General features: G+C 29.2%; 15 protein-coding genes. All 15 read right to left on the bottom strand.

What is annotated here, in order from left to right; translation table 11 throughout:
• Positions 1–8: 8 nt before the first annotated feature.
• Positions 9–1,181 carry a hypothetical protein gene (locus tag GBG18_RS08855; protein WP_152190314.1) on the bottom strand — a complete coding sequence of 391 codons (1,173 nt, stop codon included), beginning with the start codon at positions 1,179–1,181 and terminating at the stop codon, positions 9–11.
• A 2-nt stretch (positions 1,182–1,183) separates the two neighbouring features.
• Positions 1,184–3,217, bottom strand: a complete 2,034-nt coding sequence (locus GBG18_RS08850) for a dynamin family protein (protein WP_152190312.1) — start codon at positions 3,215–3,217, stop codon at positions 1,184–1,186.
• Positions 3,217–5,565 carry a dynamin family protein gene (locus GBG18_RS08845; RefSeq protein WP_152190310.1) on the bottom strand — a complete coding sequence of 783 codons (2,349 nt, stop codon included), beginning with the start codon at positions 5,563–5,565 and terminating at the stop codon, positions 3,217–3,219. Before GBG18_RS08845 ends, GBG18_RS08850 begins: the two co-directional genes overlap by 1 nt.
• Positions 5,566–5,667: 102 nt before the next feature.
• The gene (locus GBG18_RS08840; RefSeq protein ID WP_152190308.1) at positions 5,668–6,402 is read right to left on the bottom strand and encodes a fumarate reductase iron-sulfur subunit; all 735 of its coding nucleotides are present in this window, start codon (positions 6,400–6,402) and stop codon (positions 5,668–5,670) included.
• Complete coding sequence (locus tag GBG18_RS08835) at positions 6,402–8,387, bottom strand: fumarate reductase flavoprotein subunit (RefSeq protein ID WP_152190306.1); 1,986 nt, start codon at positions 8,385–8,387, stop codon at positions 6,402–6,404. Before GBG18_RS08835 ends, GBG18_RS08840 begins: the two co-directional genes overlap by 1 nt.
• Positions 8,387–9,187: a fumarate reductase cytochrome b subunit gene (locus tag GBG18_RS08830; RefSeq protein ID WP_152190304.1), complete on the bottom strand. Its 801-nt coding sequence runs from the start codon at positions 9,185–9,187 to the stop codon at positions 8,387–8,389. Before GBG18_RS08830 ends, GBG18_RS08835 begins: the two co-directional genes overlap by 1 nt.
• Before the next feature lie 224 nt (positions 9,188–9,411).
• The gene (locus GBG18_RS08825) at positions 9,412–10,932 is read right to left on the bottom strand and encodes an NADH-quinone oxidoreductase subunit N (protein ID WP_152190302.1); all 1,521 of its coding nucleotides are present in this window, start codon (positions 10,930–10,932) and stop codon (positions 9,412–9,414) included.
• Positions 10,929–12,416: a complex I subunit 4 family protein gene (locus GBG18_RS08820; RefSeq protein WP_152190301.1), complete on the bottom strand. Its 1,488-nt coding sequence runs from the start codon at positions 12,414–12,416 to the stop codon at positions 10,929–10,931. The genes GBG18_RS08825 and GBG18_RS08820 overlap by 4 nt, the downstream gene beginning before the upstream one ends.
• A 1-nt stretch (position 12,417) precedes the next feature.
• The gene (gene nuoL / locus GBG18_RS08815) at positions 12,418–14,304 is read right to left on the bottom strand and encodes an NADH-quinone oxidoreductase subunit L (protein WP_152190299.1); all 1,887 of its coding nucleotides are present in this window, start codon (positions 14,302–14,304) and stop codon (positions 12,418–12,420) included.
• On the bottom strand, positions 14,301–14,615 hold the full coding sequence (gene nuoK / locus GBG18_RS08810; RefSeq protein WP_152190297.1) for an NADH-quinone oxidoreductase subunit NuoK: 315 nt from the start codon (positions 14,613–14,615) through the stop codon (positions 14,301–14,303). Before nuoK ends, nuoL begins: the two co-directional genes overlap by 4 nt.
• Complete coding sequence (locus tag GBG18_RS08805) at positions 14,612–15,139, bottom strand: NADH-quinone oxidoreductase subunit J family protein (protein WP_152190296.1); 528 nt, start codon at positions 15,137–15,139, stop codon at positions 14,612–14,614. The genes nuoK and GBG18_RS08805 overlap by 4 nt, the downstream gene beginning before the upstream one ends.
• Positions 15,132–15,638, bottom strand: coding sequence for a NuoI/complex I 23 kDa subunit family protein (locus tag GBG18_RS08800; RefSeq protein ID WP_152190294.1), 507 nt, complete (start codon positions 15,636–15,638; stop codon positions 15,132–15,134). The genes GBG18_RS08805 and GBG18_RS08800 overlap by 8 nt, the downstream gene beginning before the upstream one ends.
• A 1-nt stretch (position 15,639) precedes the next feature.
• Positions 15,640–16,920, bottom strand: coding sequence for a complex I subunit 1/NuoH family protein (locus GBG18_RS08795; RefSeq protein WP_152190292.1), 1,281 nt, complete (start codon positions 16,918–16,920; stop codon positions 15,640–15,642).
• A complete protein-coding gene (locus GBG18_RS08790; protein ID WP_152190290.1) occupies positions 16,917–18,353 on the bottom strand; it encodes an NADH-quinone oxidoreductase subunit G in 1,437 nt (478 codons plus the stop codon). Before GBG18_RS08790 ends, GBG18_RS08795 begins: the two co-directional genes overlap by 4 nt.
• A 34-nt stretch (positions 18,354–18,387) precedes the next feature.
• Positions 18,388–19,674, bottom strand: a complete 1,287-nt coding sequence (locus tag GBG18_RS08785) for a citrate synthase (protein WP_152190289.1) — start codon at positions 19,672–19,674, stop codon at positions 18,388–18,390.
• Between the last annotated feature and the right edge of the window lie 8 nt (positions 19,675–19,682).

Here is a 19,682-nt window from a genome sequence, read left to right as displayed (position 1 = left end):
GCAAATTCTTAAAAAACAAAATCTATTACAAAAGAATAGATATTAGAGTTTGAATTTTCATAATCACCTGTAGGATTTAGATTAAACCCACCATTAAGACCTCTAGGTCTAATTCTTTGATACTCAAATTTAAAATCAATATTTTGGTTTATATGATATTTAAAACCTAGTGTTTTTGTATCTTGAGCAACATTTTGAATTCCTACTAAATAGTTTAAATCATTTGAAATACTATCTATGTTTGTATCTTTAATCATTTTTACTTTTGCATAGGTAAAATATGGAATTAAAGAGCCAAATCTATATCCTAATGTTGTATAAAAACCAGAGGTACCTAAGTAAAAAGAATCAACTTTTCTTTTTCCATATTCACTTGAAAATATATAATTTTCATAATCAATAAATAAACCTAAACCAAAATACTCGGCATTTTTATCTTTCATTTCATATTCACTAGCTAAATCATTTAAGTTATATTGTCTTAAACTTGAAAATAGTGTATCTATACTTGAGCTAGAACTAGATATCTTTCCATGTAAATATGAAGCTCTAGCTTCAATATTGTCATTTCCAAAAGTGAAATTTATTGCTTTTAAATCTTTTATTTCATTTTCAAAAACTTCATTTAGTGTTTGAATTGGAATATCAAACTTTTCTTGTCCATAACTTCCTTGAATTGTATAGAAGTATTTGTTGATAATATTTGAGTAAATAAACTCTACCCCATTGTATATATCAAAAGGCATTTGTCCATATACTTCAATAGGCTCTCTAATCATTAATTTAGAATAACCAATATTATTGTTATTAGAGTTTTTATAATAAGGTAGTTTAATTCGACCTAATTTAAAAATAAAGTTTTCATTTGAATCATATTTTAAATAACCCCAATCAATTGCAGGATCTGTATCTCCAAAATCATCTTTTTTGATTATTCCTTGAGATATTAAAGAGAAGTTATCATTAAATTTGTATGTTGCTTGAGTTCCTACTATACTATCTACATAAGTATTTATTTTTTTTGATGAACCATCTTTACTATGAGGACCTTTTGTATATAGATATTTATTATTGTCATTATAAACTCCACCTAATGTTCCAAAAAATTTAATATCAAGATTAGAGTCTTGGGCATTTAAATTTAGAGTTAAAAAAACACATAATAAAGCAAGAAGTCTCAATTTTAAACTTCCTCTTTTATTTTTTCTAAATCTTTAATTTTTTGAACATATTCTGCTTCTTTTGATTTTACAAAGTTTATTCTATCTTCATTTATATCTAAATATTGTTCTTTTGAATATTTCGCAATTTTAAATAAATAGTTTCTTCTTGAAGTTAAGAAATCTTCGATTTTATCAAAACCAAAATTTGCTTTTAGTTTTGCTAAAATTTCATCTTCCCTTGGATGTTGTATTGCAAACCTAGTTGGTTCTTTTTTGTATAACTCTTCTGATTCATGAATTTGTTCTTCAAAGTGTGCAATAGTTGCTTGTGTAGTTTGAATATATGAATACGATAATGCTCCATTAAAGTAAGCAAACTTTTTTCTTAAAGCAGAAATATTTTCTAAAATAGCTCTATGATATGATCTTAGTACATTTTCATATACTTTTGCAGCAAAGTGTCTTGTATTTGAAAACTCACTATCAGATGCAATTTCTCTGTGTTTTTTAATAAGCTCATATGGTTCTTGCCATTTTCTTACTTCTGTTTTGATATGTCTGTAAACTTCTCTGAATGCCTCATCCGTATTTAGCTCAACATTTTTAAGAAGCTTAATTGACCTTTTAAACATTTTATCAATAGTTTGGTCATCATAAAATAGGTTTTTATAAATATTATCGGCATTTATCCAGTAAGTTTCAAACTGAATTTTTTCAATTTTTTCAGACTTTAAAAATCCTCCTGAAGATTCTTCAAATCTAAAAGCAGGCTTTCTTTGAATATTTTTATAAGTTTCACTTGCAACTTTTTCCATAATACTTTCAAGTGAGTTATAAATTGTAAATAACTCTTTTGAGTGCTTACTATGAATCTCATCAAATTGTTTAAGTACTTTTTCTTCACAAGATTTTAAAACATTACATAAAGCATCATATACTCCAATAATAGTTTGGTACTCTTTGATTAAAATATCACAGACACCTTTTAAATCTTTTTTAATTGCATACTCTTTTGCTTCTGCTGCTTTTGGTCTCATTTCATGTTCTATAAAATCTAATACTTCTTGAATATTTGATTCTTCTAATAGTTTTAAATTTGATGATATATCTGAGTATTTAATCTCTTTTAATTTATTTTGAAAAACATCATATTTTTCTTCAAAGAAATCTAAAGTATTGGCATTTAAATTTTCATTTAAATCTTTTTTAAAATCTTTTAAAATTGCATCAACCGAATCTTCAATAAGTACAGTTTTTTGTAAGGCTCTTGCATCTAATGCCATTTTAGCTGAGATGGGAGTTACTTGTGCAAAATATTTACCAAATTTTTCTGATACATATTTTGTAGTAGTTTCTATTTGCTCTTGTGAAAATTTATCTTTTTGATTTAAAACACATAAAGATTTATCTTTAAAAAGTTGCATATACTCTTCTAGAACTTTTGCTTCTGATTGCTTTCCTGCATTATCAATAAGTGTTAGCCAAATAATTCCACCAACATCTCTTAGTACACTTCTTGTTGTATCTGTATCACTTTGAGATTGTGAGTTAAGTCCAGGAGTATCTACAAAAGATATCTCTTTTAATATATCCATAGGTGCATATAAAGTAAGATATTTAATATCTTTCATATCCTCAGACCTTTGGTCTGTAAAATCTGCTATTGCTTCTATTGGAGCATATTCTTGAGCTCCTGAATAATAAGTGATTTTTAGTTTATACTCTTCTCCATAACTAATAAAATTTACTTTTGAAGTAACTGGAGTAATTCCAGTTGGAAGAATATTTTTTGAAAGTAGGGCATTTAAAAATGTTGATTTACCAGCAGAGAATTGTCCCGTTATTGCAACTTCCATTGGAAATCTCGCACGTCTAATTTGCTTTTGTAAAATGCTCTCTAATTGTTTTGAAGGAAAAAACTTTTGATCAAGAAGTCGATCTTGGATTTTTTTAATATCCCCTAATAATCCCTCATCATACACAACTTCAACTTCTTTGTATGTATTTTTAAACTCATTAATAAAACTATCTAATATTTTTAAATTTGCACTCATTATTTTAGTCCTTTAATATTAGTAGAAATTTGATCTAGATTTTTTATTTTTTTATGAATATCAATAGATAAATTTGCTCTATTTTTATCATTATCTTCGAAAGATTCAATTTGTTTTTGTAAAATGTTCTCTTCATCTTGAAGTTTTTGTTTAACTCTATTTAATGGTGCGTTTAATGTTTCAAAAAATGTTTCAACTAAATGGTTTGAAACTTTATTTGCCTTAGTTTTTATATTTTGTTCAATACCCTCAAATTGACCTTTGATAAAGTTCTCTATTTCTCTATCAAGCTCATTTAATTTAGTAGCTTTTGACTTAGAAACAGCTCCTGTTATTTGAGAAATTAGAATCTCATTATTAGAAGTTAAAAACCCTGATTTAAAGTCATCTTGAAAAAATCCTCTTGCATCAAAGTTATCATTTTTATGACCCATTACAAAACCAAAATCTTGATATTTTTGCTCACATTGTTCACCAATACTTTGTGATTTTACAATAAATTTATATCTGTAATCTCTAATAACATCAATAATTCCATCTTTAATTGCTGTTTCAACAATAACTTTAATTCTAGAGTTTTCAGGTCTTTTTTTTGTTTTTTCAAAACTATATCTAACATCTGAAATTACTCTTTGTTTTATAACAGTTTGAAGATCAACTAATTCACTTTCTAAAAAAGTTTCAAGTGATTCTATATAATTCTTAGCATCATTTTTATAATAAATAATATCTTCATTCATTGCATCAAATATTCTTTTATTTACTATTTTCTTCTTTTCAAACTCTTTTAACTCAACTTCCAACTCTTCTTTTGATTTTGATAAAAGTTTTAATTCATAGTTTAAAGATAGATTTTTTTTATCTAATGTTTTTAAAAGCTGTGTTTTAGCAGATTGGATGATAATTTCACCCTTTTGTGAACTAGAACCAAAAAGTGTTTCATTTAAATAGTTTTCAATCTCTAAAATACCAGTATCTTCTAATGTAAATCCTGCATCTAAGGCTTCTTGTTCTCTTCCTGTTCTATGTAATAAAGCCATTTTTCCTGAGATTGGAATAAACTTAATTGTTTTTAAAATATAGTCAAGTTGTGAATCTTTATTTTGAGCTTTTAATTGTTTTTCTATTGAAGATTTTGTATAAGAGATTACTTCATCTAATTGCTCTTTTGAAACAGTATCAGCTCTTGTAATTACTACTAATAATTTTGAAATATTTTGATAAAGTAGGGCATCAATTATAAATTCAACATCTTTTAGTGTCGCACTTTGAGATACGTTCATAAGATGAAGCATCATGTCACACTGAGATATATACTCTTTTGTAATCTCTTCTCTTTGAATAACAGGATCATCTAATCCTGGAGTATCCACTATTTCAATACCATCTGATAGAAAATCTAAATTTGAACCTAATTCTACATATTTTACTAGGTTACATTTTTTATTACTAGCTTCTGCTGATGTATATAAAGAAAGGTCATTTATTTCAACTTCATCATATCTTGACTCTTTTTTTATATATGTACTTAATTCATCTCCAAATGTTTCAATTGTTTCATTTACATATTCTCTCATTGATTCAAGTTCTAAAGCAGCTGTTTCAATTTTTCCCCATTCTTGAGTATTCCAATAAAATACTTTTGCTTTTTCACGAGTATTATGTTTTACAACTGTTAAGTTTGCAGTTTCAGGTACAACGGCACTACCTAAGATTTCTCTACCCATTAAAGCATTTAACATAGTAGATTTACCAGCATTCATAACACCTGTGATTCCTATAGAGAACTTTTGGTTATTTAGATAATCTTTTGTTTGAATTAATTCGCTTAAAGTAGTTTCATTTTTTGTTAAAGATTTTATTTCATCTATAATATTTTCTAAGATAGGTTTTAATTCTTTAAAAGATGATTTCGATTTTTTTTCATTACTATCTTCTAAAATAATATCTTCACTATTTATATCTAACTCTTTATGGTCAAAAAGTGAAACTAGTTTTTGATAATCATCATTATTTACAATTTCTGCTTTTTTAAGATAATCAAAAGACTCATGCAAAGTATCAATAAACTCTTTTGATTTAGTTTCCTTAATATTTTCAACAATATTATGTTGTAGGTGATTTAACTCACTAATATTAGATGGTGTTTTTACATTTAATTGTTGACAATAAGTTTTAAATGATGTTAATGGTAAAAATTTATCACAATTTTTTCTAGTCGTGCTTAATATTAAAGCATAAATTGAAAATATATCATTTGTTATGTTTGTATCAATAGGTTCAACATCTAAATTTTGTTCAAATGTTATCCCATGATAAAGTAAAAAGTAGTCATTAGCTAAGCTCATTATATCTCCCTAAAATACAAAAAGTTAAATATCAAAGGATTGATACTTAACTTTTTATACAATTACTAATGAAAATACGAAGAGGAAAAACCTCTTTCGTAATTATCTTAATGCTACTAATTTTCTTCTTAAGTAAGCAATTTTATTTTGTAATGGTAAGTGTTTTGGACAGTGGTCTTCACATGCTAATAAAGACATACAACCAAAGATTCCATCATCATCACCGATTAATTCATAGAAATCTTCTGCAGTTCTTTTATCATGAGGATCTACTTCAAATCTAGCAACTCTGTTAAGTCCAACAGGTCCAACAAAATCTGGTCTCATAAGTTTAGTACCACAAGAAGCAACACAAATTCCACACTCAATACATCTGTCAAGTTCAAAAGTTGCATCAGCTACATCTGGATCAACTCTCTCTTCAAGTTTTGTAATATCATTTTCTTCACCATTATCAACAATCCAAGATTCAACTCTTTTAGACATTGCATCCATCCATTTACCAGTATTAACTGATAAATCTTTGATAAGCTCAAACGCTGGCATTGGCATTAACTGTAAGTTTCCAGTTGGATAGTTTGCAATTAGTGTTCTACAAGCAAGTGCAGGTTTACCATTTACTACCATTCCACAAGAACCACAAATTCCAGCTCGACATACAAAGTCAAATGATAAATCTGGGTCATACTCTTCTCTAATTTTCATTAATGCAATAAAAAGAGTCATTCCTGGAGTTTCTTCTAATTTATAATCAACGAAATGAGGTTTAGAAACCTTAGATCGTGGATTAAATTTAAGAACTGATATTGTTATTTCTCTACCTTTTTCAATACTCATTATAAGTCTCCTACTCTTTCATTTTTCTCTCTATAGTTCATTGGTAAATCAAATGGCATTAATTCATGTTGAATTTCATGTCTATCTTTACCTTCAGCCTGCATTCTTTCTACAGTTTCATCAACTACAGCTTGTCTCTTTTCTGATAATTCATTTTCAATAATCATACCCTTAGCACCATAACCTCTAAATGCTGGAGGCATTTCCATAGTCATAATATCTAATTCTTCATATGTGATTGTAGGAAGTGTATCACTTGGATTTGGCCAAGAAGTTAATGTTCTATTTAACCAATTTGCATCATCTCTTTTTAAGTGATCTTCTCTATAGTGAGCACCTCTTGATTCAGTTCTCTCTCTAGCACCTTTAGCAACACATAGTGCAACTTTTAGCATTCTTGGAACTCTATATGCTTCTTCAAGCTCAGGGTTTCCAACTCTTTCTTTAGACTTAACATTAATTTGTTTTGTTTTAATTAATAGCTCTTCTAATTCATTAACCGCTTCAGCTAGTCTAATTCCATCTCTAAAAATTCCAACTTTTTCGTCCATTAAGTTTTGCATTCTATTTTTAATTCTAAAAATATCTTCGCTTCCCTCATAAGCTAAAATCTCATCAAGATATTTATCTTGAGCATCCATAAAGCTTTGAACAGTTTTTGTTCCAATTACTACATCATTAGAAATACAATAATCAGCAAAATAGTTCCCAACAATCATACCAGCAACAACTGTTTCAGATACTGAGTTTCCACCAAGTCTATTAAATCCGTGCATATCCCAACAAGATGCTTCACCACAAACAAATAGACCAGCTAATTTTTGAGACTCACCAGTTGGTTTTGTTCTAATTCCACCCATAGAGTAATGTTGCATAGGAAGAACAGGAGCCCAACCTTTTTTACCCTCATCAGCAGGATCAATACCATTAAAGATTTGACAGATTTCTTGAACATCTCTTAAGTTCTTTTCAATATGCTCACGACCAAGAATAGAAATATCTAACCAAATATGATCTCCATATGGTGATGGAACACCTTTACCATTTCTAATATGTTCAATCATTCTTCTAGAAACAACGTCTCTTGAAGCTAGTTCTTTTTTCTCAGGTTCGTAATCTGGCATAAATCTATGTCCATCAACATCTCTTAAGATTCCACCATCACCTCTACAACCTTCAGTTAATAAAATACCTGATGGTACAATTGGAGTAGGGTGAAATTGAACAGCTTCCATATTTCCTAAAGTTGCAATTCCAGTTTCAAGTGCAATAGCTGCACCAATACCTTCACAAATTACAGCATTAGTAGTTTGTTTAAATACTCTTCCATATCCACCAGTTGCTATACATGTTCCTTTTGCAACATAAGCTTCTAATTCACCAGTAATTAAATCTCTTACAATTGCTCCATAACATCTTTCATTTTCATGGATTAAAGAAAGTGCTTCTTTTCTATCTCTAATATCAACATCATGTTTTAATGCTTCATTAGCAACACCAAATAACATAGTATGTCCAGTTGCATCAGCAGTGTAACATGTTCTCCATTTTTTAGTACCACCGAAGTCTCTAGACATAATTAAACCATGTCTATCAGCATCTTCTGTTACAGTTGTTTTCTTAGCATTAATAACAGCTTCTCTTGAACCTTCTCTAACTCTAGTCCAAGGAACACCCCAACCAGCTAATTCTCTAATTGCTTTTGGTGCTGTATGTACAAACATTCTTGCAACTTCTTGATCACATCCCCAATCTGAACCTTTTACAGTATCAGCAAAGTGTAAATCTTCATTATCTCCATCAGACATCTTAGAGTTTCCTAAAGATGCTTGCATACCACCTTGAGCAGCTGCAGAGTGAGATCTTTTAACAGGTACAAGTGATAGTACTACTGTATTTAAACCTTTTTTTTGTGCAGCAACTGCAGCTCTTAAACCTGCAAGTCCTCCACCAATTACAAGTGCATCACAGTAATTAATTTTCATTATGCGATTCCTCCAATAGTTTTATTTGTTATTTTGTATTCCATAACTTTTGCAGTAGGAACAAATCTTTCACCAACTTTTCCAGCTTTTGCATGGTCGTAACCTATTTTCATATAAGCTGCTAATGATAAGAAACCTAATGTTAAGAAGAATATAGTTAATGCCCATTTAACTTTTTTAAGTGCAATTCTTGTAGCTTTTGGATTTTCTCCGTCAAACCAACCCCATTTAACACATAATCTATAAAGACCAATTGTTCCATGTAACTCAACAGCAATTAATAAAAGAATATATAAAGGCCACATCCACTCAGACCAGATTCTATCAGCTGATGCATAAGGACCAATTGCATCTGAATTTGTCATAATGATATATAGGTGAACAGAACCTAAGAAGAACATAGTAAAACCTGTTCCTGCTTGTGTAAACCAAAGTTTAGTATCGTCATGATCCATATTCTTAGAGTGTGCTTTCATTACTTGGTACTGTTTAAAGTTACCAGGTAATTTTCTCATACCTAATCCTGCATGCGCAATAAAGATTACAAATATTACAAGAGCTGTAATACTAACTAAAAGAGGGCTTCCTCCATCAATTATAAAACTCGCTTCCAATAGTTTTGTAATTGTATACATGAATTCTTCAGATATTAATATCGAAGATACTAGTAACATGTGTGCCCACATGAATAATGCTAGAAATCCACCTGTAACACTTTGTAAATAGTCAAGTTTAGCAGGTAGTCTACTTTTCTTCCCCTCAACTGTTTTACCTAAATAGCCTTCTATAAGGTTACTCATATTCAATCCTTTCCAGTGATAAAATTAATTTTTTATAATAGCATTATAATAGCGAAAGGGTACTTCATTTTTGTTTATTTCTCTTTGTATTAGAACTGTACAATTTAATAGTGAAGTAGTCGAGAGTTAGAAGTAAGAGCCCATTATATGGGCTTTTACTATGTACAATTTTTGATTGTGTATTTGAAGTATTTATAAAAGGTTGTGTTACTTATTAACACACTCTATTTTATAAATAAAGATTGAACTGCAGTTTGACTTAATGCAATAATAGCATCAATATTTAAAATAGGAATAAAGAAGACAATTGCTGAACCAACTCCACCTAATATTGTTAAAATTGCAACAAATGCAATTGCATAAGTTGAAACTCTTTTATCATTAAAACCTTCAATACTACAAGTAAGTGGCGCAGGGTAAAAATACATCATTGCAATTAATTTAAAGTAGTAGTAAACTGAAACAATTGTAGCAATAATTGCTAAAACTGCAAGTCCTATATATCCTGCATTTATAGCTTCAGTGAATACATAAAACTTACCAATAAATCCAATTGTTGAAGGAATTCCTGCTAGTGAGAATAAAAATATTGTCATCATAGCTGCTAAGAAAGGTCTTTCATGTGCTAAACCTTTAAAATCATCATATGTAACTCTTACATTTGTTTCTGAAATAATATGAGAAGCTAAACCAAATGCTCCAAGTGCTGATAATAAATATGCAATTAAATAGAACATTGTTGCATATGCAGAATCAATATTTAATATTTCTCCATCTTTATATGATAGTGCAATAAATGCTAATAATAAATATCCAGTATGTACAATTGATGATGCTGCTAACATTCTTTTTACAATATTTTGACTAACTGCTAAGTATGTACCAAATACAAGTGTTAATACAATAATTACTGATATAATCGTATCCCAAAAATCAATAATTGGTGCTAAGTCTTGTAAAAATGCTCTCATGAAAAAAGAGAAAATTGCAATTTTAAAAGTTGATGCCATGTAAGCTGTAATAACCATTGGCGCACCTCTATAAACATCAAGTACCCATGATTGGAATGGAAATGCTGCAATTTTAAATAGGAATGTAAATAGAATTAGTGTTAATCCTATATAAACTAAAATCATATCATCACCAGAGTGTGTTGAGATAAATGCTCCAATTTCACTTAAGTTTGTAGTTGCAGTTGCTCCATAAACTAATACAACTCCTAGTAAATAAAATGCTCCAATAAATGAACCTAATACTAAGTATTTAAAAATAGCCTCAACTCTTTTTGAATCTTCTGTATTAACTCCAACCATAATATAAACAGAAAAAGATGCAATTTCAAGCGCAATATATGCAGTAATTAGTTCATTTGTATGCGCTAATAACATCATTCCAAATAGTGCAAATAATAAAATTGAGAAAAATTCACCTTTAAAATATGATCTATGTTGGAAATAGTGTTCACCTATTAATAGCGTTAATATAGTACCAAGTATTAGTAGAATATTAAAGAAGTTTGAAAACGTATCAAATATTAAAACATTGTTTAATAAGTCATTATATGGTTGAACTGAATATGATTCAGTAAAGAATAATGCTGAAAAACCAAGAGCAATAAAAAGAAAAATAGATGAAACTGTAATAAAGTTTTTAACATTGTATTTTTCATACATACTCATAAACATAAGAGTTAAAGCTCCAACTAATACAGTAATTGCTGGAATTAAATATATAAATTGACTCATTTTGAAGCTCCAATATGTAAAATGTCATTTAAGTAATGAGTAACTGTTGGTTCAAATTTGTTTATAAAAATTTCTGGATAAATACCCATTAAAAACACTAAGAATACCCAAGGAGCTAGTCCTACAATCTCTTTGATTTTTAAATCTCTCATTTTTAAAACACTAGCACCCTCAGGTCTATCTTGTAGTATTGCTCTTTGGAACATCCACAACATATATGATGCACCAACAACAACAGTAATTGCTGAAATATATCCAAGTGTATGATTAAACTCATAAATACCAAAAATAATTAATAGTTCAGATACAAATCCATTTGTTCCTGGAAGTCCAACATTTGCAAAAAGCATTATTGCAAATATAAAAGTTAAAATAGGTGCTTGCTTTGCAATTCCACCTAAATCTTTTATACTTTTAAAACCAGTCTCCTCATGAATCAATCCAACTAGTAAAAATAGTGCACCAGTTGCAATTGCATGAGCAATAATTAAGTAAAGTGCTCCATTAATACCATATTCATTTAAAGAGAAAATACCAGCAGCTATAAAACTTAAGTGAGATGCTGATGAATATGCAAACATTCTTTTAATATCATCTTGCATAAGTGCAGCAATTCCAAAGTAAATAAGACCAAATAAACCAATTGCTACAAAATATGCTGAGAATTCAATATAAATTTCAGGAAAAATTGGAATCATAAATCTTACAATCGCATAAACACCAAGTTTTGCCATAATTGAAGATAAAAGAAAAACAGCACCAGTTGGTGCATTTTTATATGTTTCCATAATCCAAGTATGTAATGGGAAAATAGGAATTTTAATAGCAAAGGCAGCTAGGAATCCTAAGAATAACCATACTTTTGTTGAATACTCTAATGTTGATATTTTCATTAGTTCATTATATGCAAATGACCAAACTCCAAACTCGTTATAGTAAGCAACTCCAAGATATAAAATTGCAACAAACATAAGTAGTGAACCTACCATTGTATAAACAGTTACTTTTATTGTTGTAAAAATCTTATTTCCAAATCCATATGAACCAATCATAAGAAATACTGGTAAAAGCATAACTTCCCAGAAGAAGTAAAATAGTACGATATCTAAAGATAGTAAAGTTCCTGTAACTCCTGTTTGTACTAAAAGCATATTTAACCAATATCCTTTAGTTCTCCCTTCCCATAATAATAGGTAAGCAGTTGGAATTAAAATTGCAATCATCATTAAAATTGTTAAAGAAAAACCATCTAATCCAACATAGTAATTAATTCCATATGTTTCAATCCAAGGTACATTCGTAACAAACTGCATACCTTCACTTGGAATAAACTCGATATAGATTTTTAAAACTAGAGCTAAAATAACTGTAGTTGTTAAAAAAGCGATATTTCTAATTGTGTTTACATCTTTAGTTGTAATCATTAAAGCAAAAGCAACAAGAGCAGGTAAAAATATTATAAATGAAAGTATATCTGGGCTCATACTATAATCCTAACTTAATATATAAATAAATAAATATGCAAGTCATTCCAACAAGCATAAAGGCTGCATAAAATCTAACATTCGCATTTTGAGATAAAGAAACTTTTTTACCAATGTTTACAAAACTATTTGATGAGCGCATAATAAAACCATCAATAATTTTTTCATCTATTACTTTATCAATAAAAGTAGATAGTTTTTTTGAAGATTGTACAAATAAATAGTCATACAATTCATCAATATAAAATCTTCTACCAATTAGTCCCGTCTCTTCTTCAGGATGGTAAATATCAAAATTAGCATATTTCTTATATGCTACAAAAATACCAGAACCAGCTACTGCAACAGAAAGAATCATTAAAATCCATTCTGTTAAGTGACTCATATGTATAGGAGTTGAATTTAATTGTGCTAACCAAGTATCAACTAAATGCTCTCCACCTAAAACAGCTGGAAGATTTAAATATCCAGCAGCAACTGCTCCTACTGCTAATAATAGTAGTGGAATAGTTATTGTTCTTGATGTATATTCATATTTTACATCATGTTTTGTAGGAGCTACGAAAACAATAAAATATAATCTAAACATATAAAATGCTGTTAAAAATGCAGTAAATAGTGCAATTCCCCAAATTAAGTATTCTCCTTCTTGGAAAGCAGCTGCTAGTATTGCATCTTTTGAGAAGAAACCTGAGAAGAAAGGAACTCCTGAAATTGCTATTACTCCAATCAGAAAAGTAAATTTAATAATTGGTGTTGTTGCTCTATGTTTTGCAATATCAAAGATATTTTGTCTATGATGAACTGCAAGAATAACTCCACCAGCTCCCATAAATAACATAGCTTTAAAGAAAGCATGAGTAAATACATGGAAAAGTCCAGTTGAATAAAAACCAAGACCAACTGCTATAAACATATAACCTAATTGACTCATAGTTGAATAAGCAAGAATCTTTTTAATATCTGTTTGTCTTGTTGCAATAATAGCAGCTAAAAGAGCTGAAAATGCACCAATATAAGCTATTAATAAACCAATCTCTTCAATTCCAGAATAAAGGAAGTGAAATCTTGCAACCATATAAACACCTGCAGTTACCATAGTAGCTGCGTGAATTAAAGCTGAAATTGGAGTAGGACCTGCCATTGCATCAGGAAGCCAAACATATAAAGGAATTTGTGCAGATTTACCCATTGCCCCAATAAAAAGTAAAACACCTGATAATACTAATAATTCACTACTTGCATTTGCTATATTTGCTTCCATTGAAGAAAATGATAAGTCAACTTCACCAAGTGCAAAGAATAAAGTTACAACTCCAAGTATAAAACCAAAGTCTCCAACTCTATTTACAATAAATGCTTTATTTGCAGCTATTACATTTTCTGCTTTTCCATAATAGAATTTAATTAGTAAGTAAGAACAAACTCCAACACCTTCCCAACCAATGAAAAGTATAATTGGGTTATCTGCAAGTACTAAAATTAACATAGAAGCTAAGAATAAGTTAAAGTAAGCAAAAAACTTACCAAAGCCATTATCGCCTCTCATATATCCAATTGCATAAATATGAATTAACCAACCTACAAATGTAACAAACATAGACATAAATATTGATAGATTATCTCCTAGTAAAGACATTCCAATATGTAATTTATCAATATCTAACCAAGTAAATAAATCTTGCTTAAATGTAATATTCTCTTCATTCATTCTTAAAAACAAGCTAAGTGTAATTAAAAAAGATATTAAAGGAGTTAGTGTTCCAATTAAAGCAAATGTTAACTCAGAAACTTTTTGTTTTTTAATGTGGTAGAAGTAAAATCCAGCATTTAATATTGCACCAATTAAAGGAGCTAGAATAATCCAAACTAAAAGGGAAGTATTCATGATTTTTCTCCTTGTTTTAAAGTATTAAAAATATCTGTATCAAGTGATTTTCTTGATCTAAATAATAGAATAATTACTGAAAGGAAAATTGCAGCTTCAGCTGCTGCTATTGCTATAACCATTACTGTAATTACTTGTGGATCCATGTTGAAATGATATCTAGCAAAAGTAACTAAAAATAAATTTACTCCATTTAGCATCATTTCAATTGACATGTAAATAACAAAGATATTTCTTCTTGCTATTACACCAATTACTCCAATAGAAAAAAGCATCATTGCTACAAATGCATAAGATGTTAATGAAATCATGATTCTTCTCCTGGATTTTTAATTTTTGAGTTTCTTTTTTTTGCAAGTACTACTGAACCTATTAATGCAACTAAAAGTAAAATTGATATTAACTCAAAAGCTAATAACCAGTTATTATATAGTTGCATACCAATTGGTTTAATATCTCCAAAATCGCTACTTGAAATAGAAAAATCTTTTGAAGGTAGCTTTGCAACAGCTTTTAAAATTAAAATATTTAAAGGAATCATTATAACTGCACCAAAAGCAATTAATTGAAATTTCTTTGGTTCCTTTGGTAAATCTTCTTCTTTTATATTTAAGAACATTAAGATAAAAAGAATAAGTGTCATAATTGCACCTGCATAAACAATAATTTGTACAAGGAATAAAAAAGTTGCATTTAAAAGCGCAAACATTCCTGCAACACTTAGCATTGAGATTAAAACGCCAAGTGCACTATACATAGGATTTGCATATACAATCATTGCAATTGCACCTGAAATTGCTAAGAATGCAAGTGCTATAAATACTATATCAACCATTATCTAAATCCTTTGATCTTTCATTTGCCATTAGTGCTTTTTTATCTAGAACAAACTCTTCTCTAGAACTTGCTGTAAAAGAAAAAATTCCTGTATCCATTCTAATTGCATCACAAGGACAAGCTTCAACACAATAACCACAAAAAACACATTCAAGTAAATCTATTTTAAACTCTTTTGGTCTTTTTTCATCATGTTCATCAAATCTCTCTTCTGCTTCAATAAAAATACAATCTGCTGGACATGCAGTTGCACACATATAACATGCAACACATTTCTCAGTTTCATCTTCCCATTTTGTAAGTCTATGAACACCTCTGTATCTTTCATTTAAGTCAGTTGGTTGAACTTCTGGATACTGCATTGTTTTTAGCTTATTTACATCTTTTAAGTTTTTAGTAAAATGGCTAAGTGTAGTTTTCATTCCACCTATTATTCCAGGAAGATATAATTTGTCTTTAAATGATTTACCATGTCTTGGTACTACTTTAACTCCCATCTTAACTCCCTTGAACTACGATAAATGTCGCAGTTACAACAATATTTAATAATGCTAGTGGTAATAATACTTTCCATCCTAACATTTGTAATTGGTCATATCTAAATCTTAATACTGTCCATCTAATCCAAATAAATACAAATGCCATTAAAAAGAATTTAACTAAGAATGTTCCAATTTGTAAAACTGCAGTTACAATATTTACACCGTTTTCACCTAAACCAAAAATTAAGAAAATTGCAAGTAATGCAACTACAACTAACGAAATACCCCAAAATGCAATAGTAAGTATTTTTGTTTCTAAATCTCTTGATTTATCTTCACTATTTTTTGATCTATTATTTTTCTTCATCCATTTTGTTAAGAAGAAAACTTTTATCGGTAAAATTACAATTAATGCCATCATAATATAGTTCATATTATTTTGAACAGTTGGTGTATCTAACCAAGGTATTTGATAACCACCAAATACAAGTGTAACAATAATAGCAGCACTTGCACTCATAGCAGCATATTCACCTACTTGAAATAGTCCAAATCTCATCGCAGAATACTCAGTATGATACCCTGCAACAATTTCAGATTCACCCTCAGCTATATCAAAAGGTGCTCTATTTGTTTCAGCAAAACAACACACAATAAATATAATTGCAGCAATTGGCTGTATAAAAATACCCCACATTGGTATTACACCTAGGAAAGTTCCTGTTTGTGCATTTACAATATCTGTTAAGTGAATTGAACCATATGATAAAAGCATTGAAATAATTGCTAATGCCATTGCTGCTTCATAAGAAATTACTTGCGCTGCTGCTCTAATTGAACCTAATAATCCATATTTACTATTTGATGAATAACCACCTAAAATAATTCCATATATAGAAAGTCCAGCAAATGCTAAGAACCACATGATTCCAAGTTCATTTGGAATTGCAGACATAATAAAAGATTGCCCATCAATAACTAAATTATCAGCAAAAGGAATTGTAGCAAATGTTAAAAAAGAACAGAAAAATACAATTACAGGTGCTATTGTAAAAAAGAATTTGTACTTAATATGTGTAGGAGTAAAATCTTCTTTAAATACTAGCTTTAACATATCTGCAAAACTTTGGATTAATCCACCTAACCTAATTGGACCAATACCACATCTATTTGGACCCGTTCTATCTTGCATAAAACCAGATACCCTTCTTTCCCACCATACAAAAACTGGTGTAAGACCAACTGCTAAAAATGCAGCAAGAGCTATATTTACAGCTATTACAATTGCACTACTCATAGAGTTCCTTTTTCAATCATTGATTTTAAATGTTCAATAATAGTAGTAATAGATTCCATTGGATTATCTTTATTAATCTTTGAAATCACTTTTTGTTTTGTACCATTTGTATTTATATATGTTCCTGATTTTTCATAAAATGATGAAATAGGAATAGCAATATCAGAATTTTCTATAGTTTTACAATTATGGCTAAAAAGAGAAATTACTTTTTTATTTTTTAATAAATCTAAATTTTCATCAAAATATTTATTATCTACAATAATTACTAATGATGAAGTATCTAAACTATCTTTAAAATATTTCTCATCTTCATTTATTTCTAATTCTTTAAATGCAGCTCTATTAGCTGTTTTATCATTTGTTTTTAAATAATCATCTTTAAAATCTTCATCAAAAGTATCTGGCGAATATCCCGATACTTTTGCTTCTAATTTATTTGCTAAATTATTTACATTTTGTATTTCTTCATAAGAAAGATTTGGACTTAATACAAAAAGAATATTTTTTTGAGTTGTTAACTCTTTGAACATATTCGTAATTGTGTTGCTTATTTCTGTTTGAGCATTATCTAGTAAAGGAGTTGTAAATCTATTAGTAGCTTCATTTTCGTATGAAAGTCTTCCTTCATCACACATAAAGAAACCATTTACAGTATCATTTCTTCTTGGTCTAAATCTAAATATTTGGTCATCTTTATATTTCTCTTTCCTATGATCAACATAAATATTACAGCCTTTTGAACAACCATTACAAATAGCATCAAAAGTTTCTAAAAACCAAACTCTTTGTTTAAATCTAAAATCTTTGTTTGTTAAAGCTCCAACTGGGCAAATATCAATAACATTCATTGCATAAGGATTACTTAACTCTTGTCCTGGGAAAGTTCCAATAACAGAATGATTAGCTCTATTTATTACACCTAATTCATTAGTCTTTGTAATATCAGAACAGAATCTTACACATCTTGTACAAAGTACACATCTTTCTTGGTCAAGCATTACATTAGAGCCTAAATCAACTCTTTTTCTAGCTTTCACTTTTGTATCTGTATTTACTCTTGAGTCATAAAAACCAGATTCCATATAGTAATCTTGTAATTTACACTCTCCAGCTTGATCACATGTAGGACAATCGATTGGATGATTTATAAGTTCAAGTTCTAATATATCTCTTCTAACTTTTTCAATATTTTCACCCTTAGTTCTTATAATCATACCATCTTTGATTGGTGTATCACAGGCAATTTGAGGTCTTTTTTGACCTTCGATTTCAACCATACACATTCTACAGTTTCCATCTTTACCAAGTGCTTGATGGTAACAAAAATGAGGAATATGAATATTTTCATCTAATAATTTATCAATTAGAAGACTTCCTTTAGAAGCCTCCATTTGTGCGCCATTGACTGTTATTTCTACCATTTCACTCATTTATTTTACCCCTTACACTTGTTTATTTTAATTCTTAGTTACCTGTATATAATTGTCTAGGTCTTGCAATTTTATGCTTAGGATCTTGTTTTAATTCAGACCATTGTGAAATCCAACCTGGAGTTCTACCGATTACGAAAATTGGTGTAAACATTTCAACTGGAATTTTTAATGCAGTTAAGATAACACCTGAATAGAAGTCAATATTTGGGTATAAACCTCTTTCTTTAAAGTAGTCATCACTTAATGCAGCTTCTTCAACAGCAGCAGCAATATCTAATAATTTAGAATCAAGTTTTAACTCAACTCTTAGTTGATCTTGTAAACCTTTTAAACACTCAGCTCTTGGATCTCTATTTTTATAAACTCTATGTCCAAATCCCATAAGTCTAAATGGATCATTTCTATCTTTTGCTTTAGCAATAAATGAAGGTACATTTTTAATATCACCAATCATTTTTAATTGATCCATTACTTTTTCATTTGCACCACCATGAGCAGAACCCCATAATGCAGCAATACCTGAAGAAATTGCAACATATGGATGTGCTTCAGTAGAACCTACATTTCTTACAGTAGTTGTAGATGCATTTTGTTCATGATCAGCATGTAATGTAAAGATTGCATCAAGTGCATCAACTTCAATTTGTTTAATTTCTTCATTAGTTCCATCTGGAAGTCTTTTCATAGAACCACCTGGATATGCTCTTAACATATATAAGAAGTTTTCTGTAAAGTATCTGTTTACATCTGGGTAAATTAATGGAGTACCAATAGAGTTTCTATATGCCATTGCAGCAATTGTAGGCATTTTAGCAACAATTCTTCTTCTCATTATTTTAAATTGTTTATCATCTTCTAAATTTAAATGATCTTTATAGAATGCTGCAAGTGCCATTGTTGCTGCACCCATAGTTGCCATTGGATGTGCTCCATCTGGTAATGCATCAAAAATTCTAATTAAACCTTCATTTAAAAAAGATCTATGTCTAATTTCTAAATCGAAGTTTTTTGAAGCATCTTCAGTTGGTAAAGAACCTCTCATAAGTAAGTAACAAACATCTAAAAATGAGTGTTTACCAGCTAAATCAGCAATATCATAACCTCTATATCTTAATTCAGAATTTTCTCCATCAATAAATGTGATTTTTGAATCACAAGATGCAGTTGATGTATAACCTGGGTCATAAGTAAACATTCCTGAATCTTTATAGAATGTAGAAATATCTACAACACTTGGTCCTCTTGTTCCATCAATTACGTTATATTCGTATGAATTACCGTTTCTATTATCTGTTAGTGTAAAAGTATTTTTTGCCATTTATTTCT

The organism is Poseidonibacter ostreae (assembly GCF_009208075.1).
Taxonomy (GTDB): domain Bacteria; phylum Campylobacterota; class Campylobacteria; order Campylobacterales; family Arcobacteraceae; genus Poseidonibacter; species Poseidonibacter ostreae.
This window is presented reverse-complemented; position numbering and strand designations above follow the sequence as displayed.

Coding starts and splice junctions, on each gene's coding strand:
- GBG18_RS08850 (WP_152190312.1), bottom strand. CDS start 3,217: ATGAGTGCAAATTTAAAAATATTAGATAGTTTTATTAATGAGTTTAAA.
- GBG18_RS08845 (WP_152190310.1), bottom strand. CDS start 5,565: ATGAGCTTAGCTAATGACTACTTTTTACTTTATCATGGGATAACATTT.
- GBG18_RS08840 (WP_152190308.1), bottom strand. CDS start 6,402: ATGAGTATTGAAAAAGGTAGAGAAATAACAATATCAGTTCTTAAATTT.
- GBG18_RS08835 (WP_152190306.1), bottom strand. CDS start 8,387: ATGAAAATTAATTACTGTGATGCACTTGTAATTGGTGGAGGACTTGCA.
- GBG18_RS08830 (WP_152190304.1), bottom strand. CDS start 9,187: ATGAGTAACCTTATAGAAGGCTATTTAGGTAAAACAGTTGAGGGGAAG.
- GBG18_RS08825 (WP_152190302.1), bottom strand. CDS start 10,932: ATGAGTCAATTTATATATTTAATTCCAGCAATTACTGTATTAGTTGGA.
- GBG18_RS08820 (WP_152190301.1), bottom strand. CDS start 12,416: ATGAGCCCAGATATACTTTCATTTATAATATTTTTACCTGCTCTTGTT.
- nuoL (WP_152190299.1), bottom strand. CDS start 14,304: ATGAATACTTCCCTTTTAGTTTGGATTATTCTAGCTCCTTTAATTGGT.
- nuoK (WP_152190297.1), bottom strand. CDS start 14,615: ATGATTTCATTAACATCTTATGCATTTGTAGCAATGATGCTTTTTTCT.
- GBG18_RS08805 (WP_152190296.1), bottom strand. CDS start 15,139: ATGGTTGATATAGTATTTATAGCACTTGCATTCTTAGCAATTTCAGGT.
- GBG18_RS08800 (WP_152190294.1), bottom strand. CDS start 15,638: ATGGGAGTTAAAGTAGTACCAAGACATGGTAAATCATTTAAAGACAAA.
- GBG18_RS08795 (WP_152190292.1), bottom strand. CDS start 16,920: ATGAGTAGTGCAATTGTAATAGCTGTAAATATAGCTCTTGCTGCATTT.
- GBG18_RS08790 (WP_152190290.1), bottom strand. CDS start 18,353: ATGAGTGAAATGGTAGAAATAACAGTCAATGGCGCACAAATGGAGGCT.
- GBG18_RS08785 (WP_152190289.1), bottom strand. CDS start 19,674: ATGGCAAAAAATACTTTTACACTAACAGATAATAGAAACGGTAATTCA.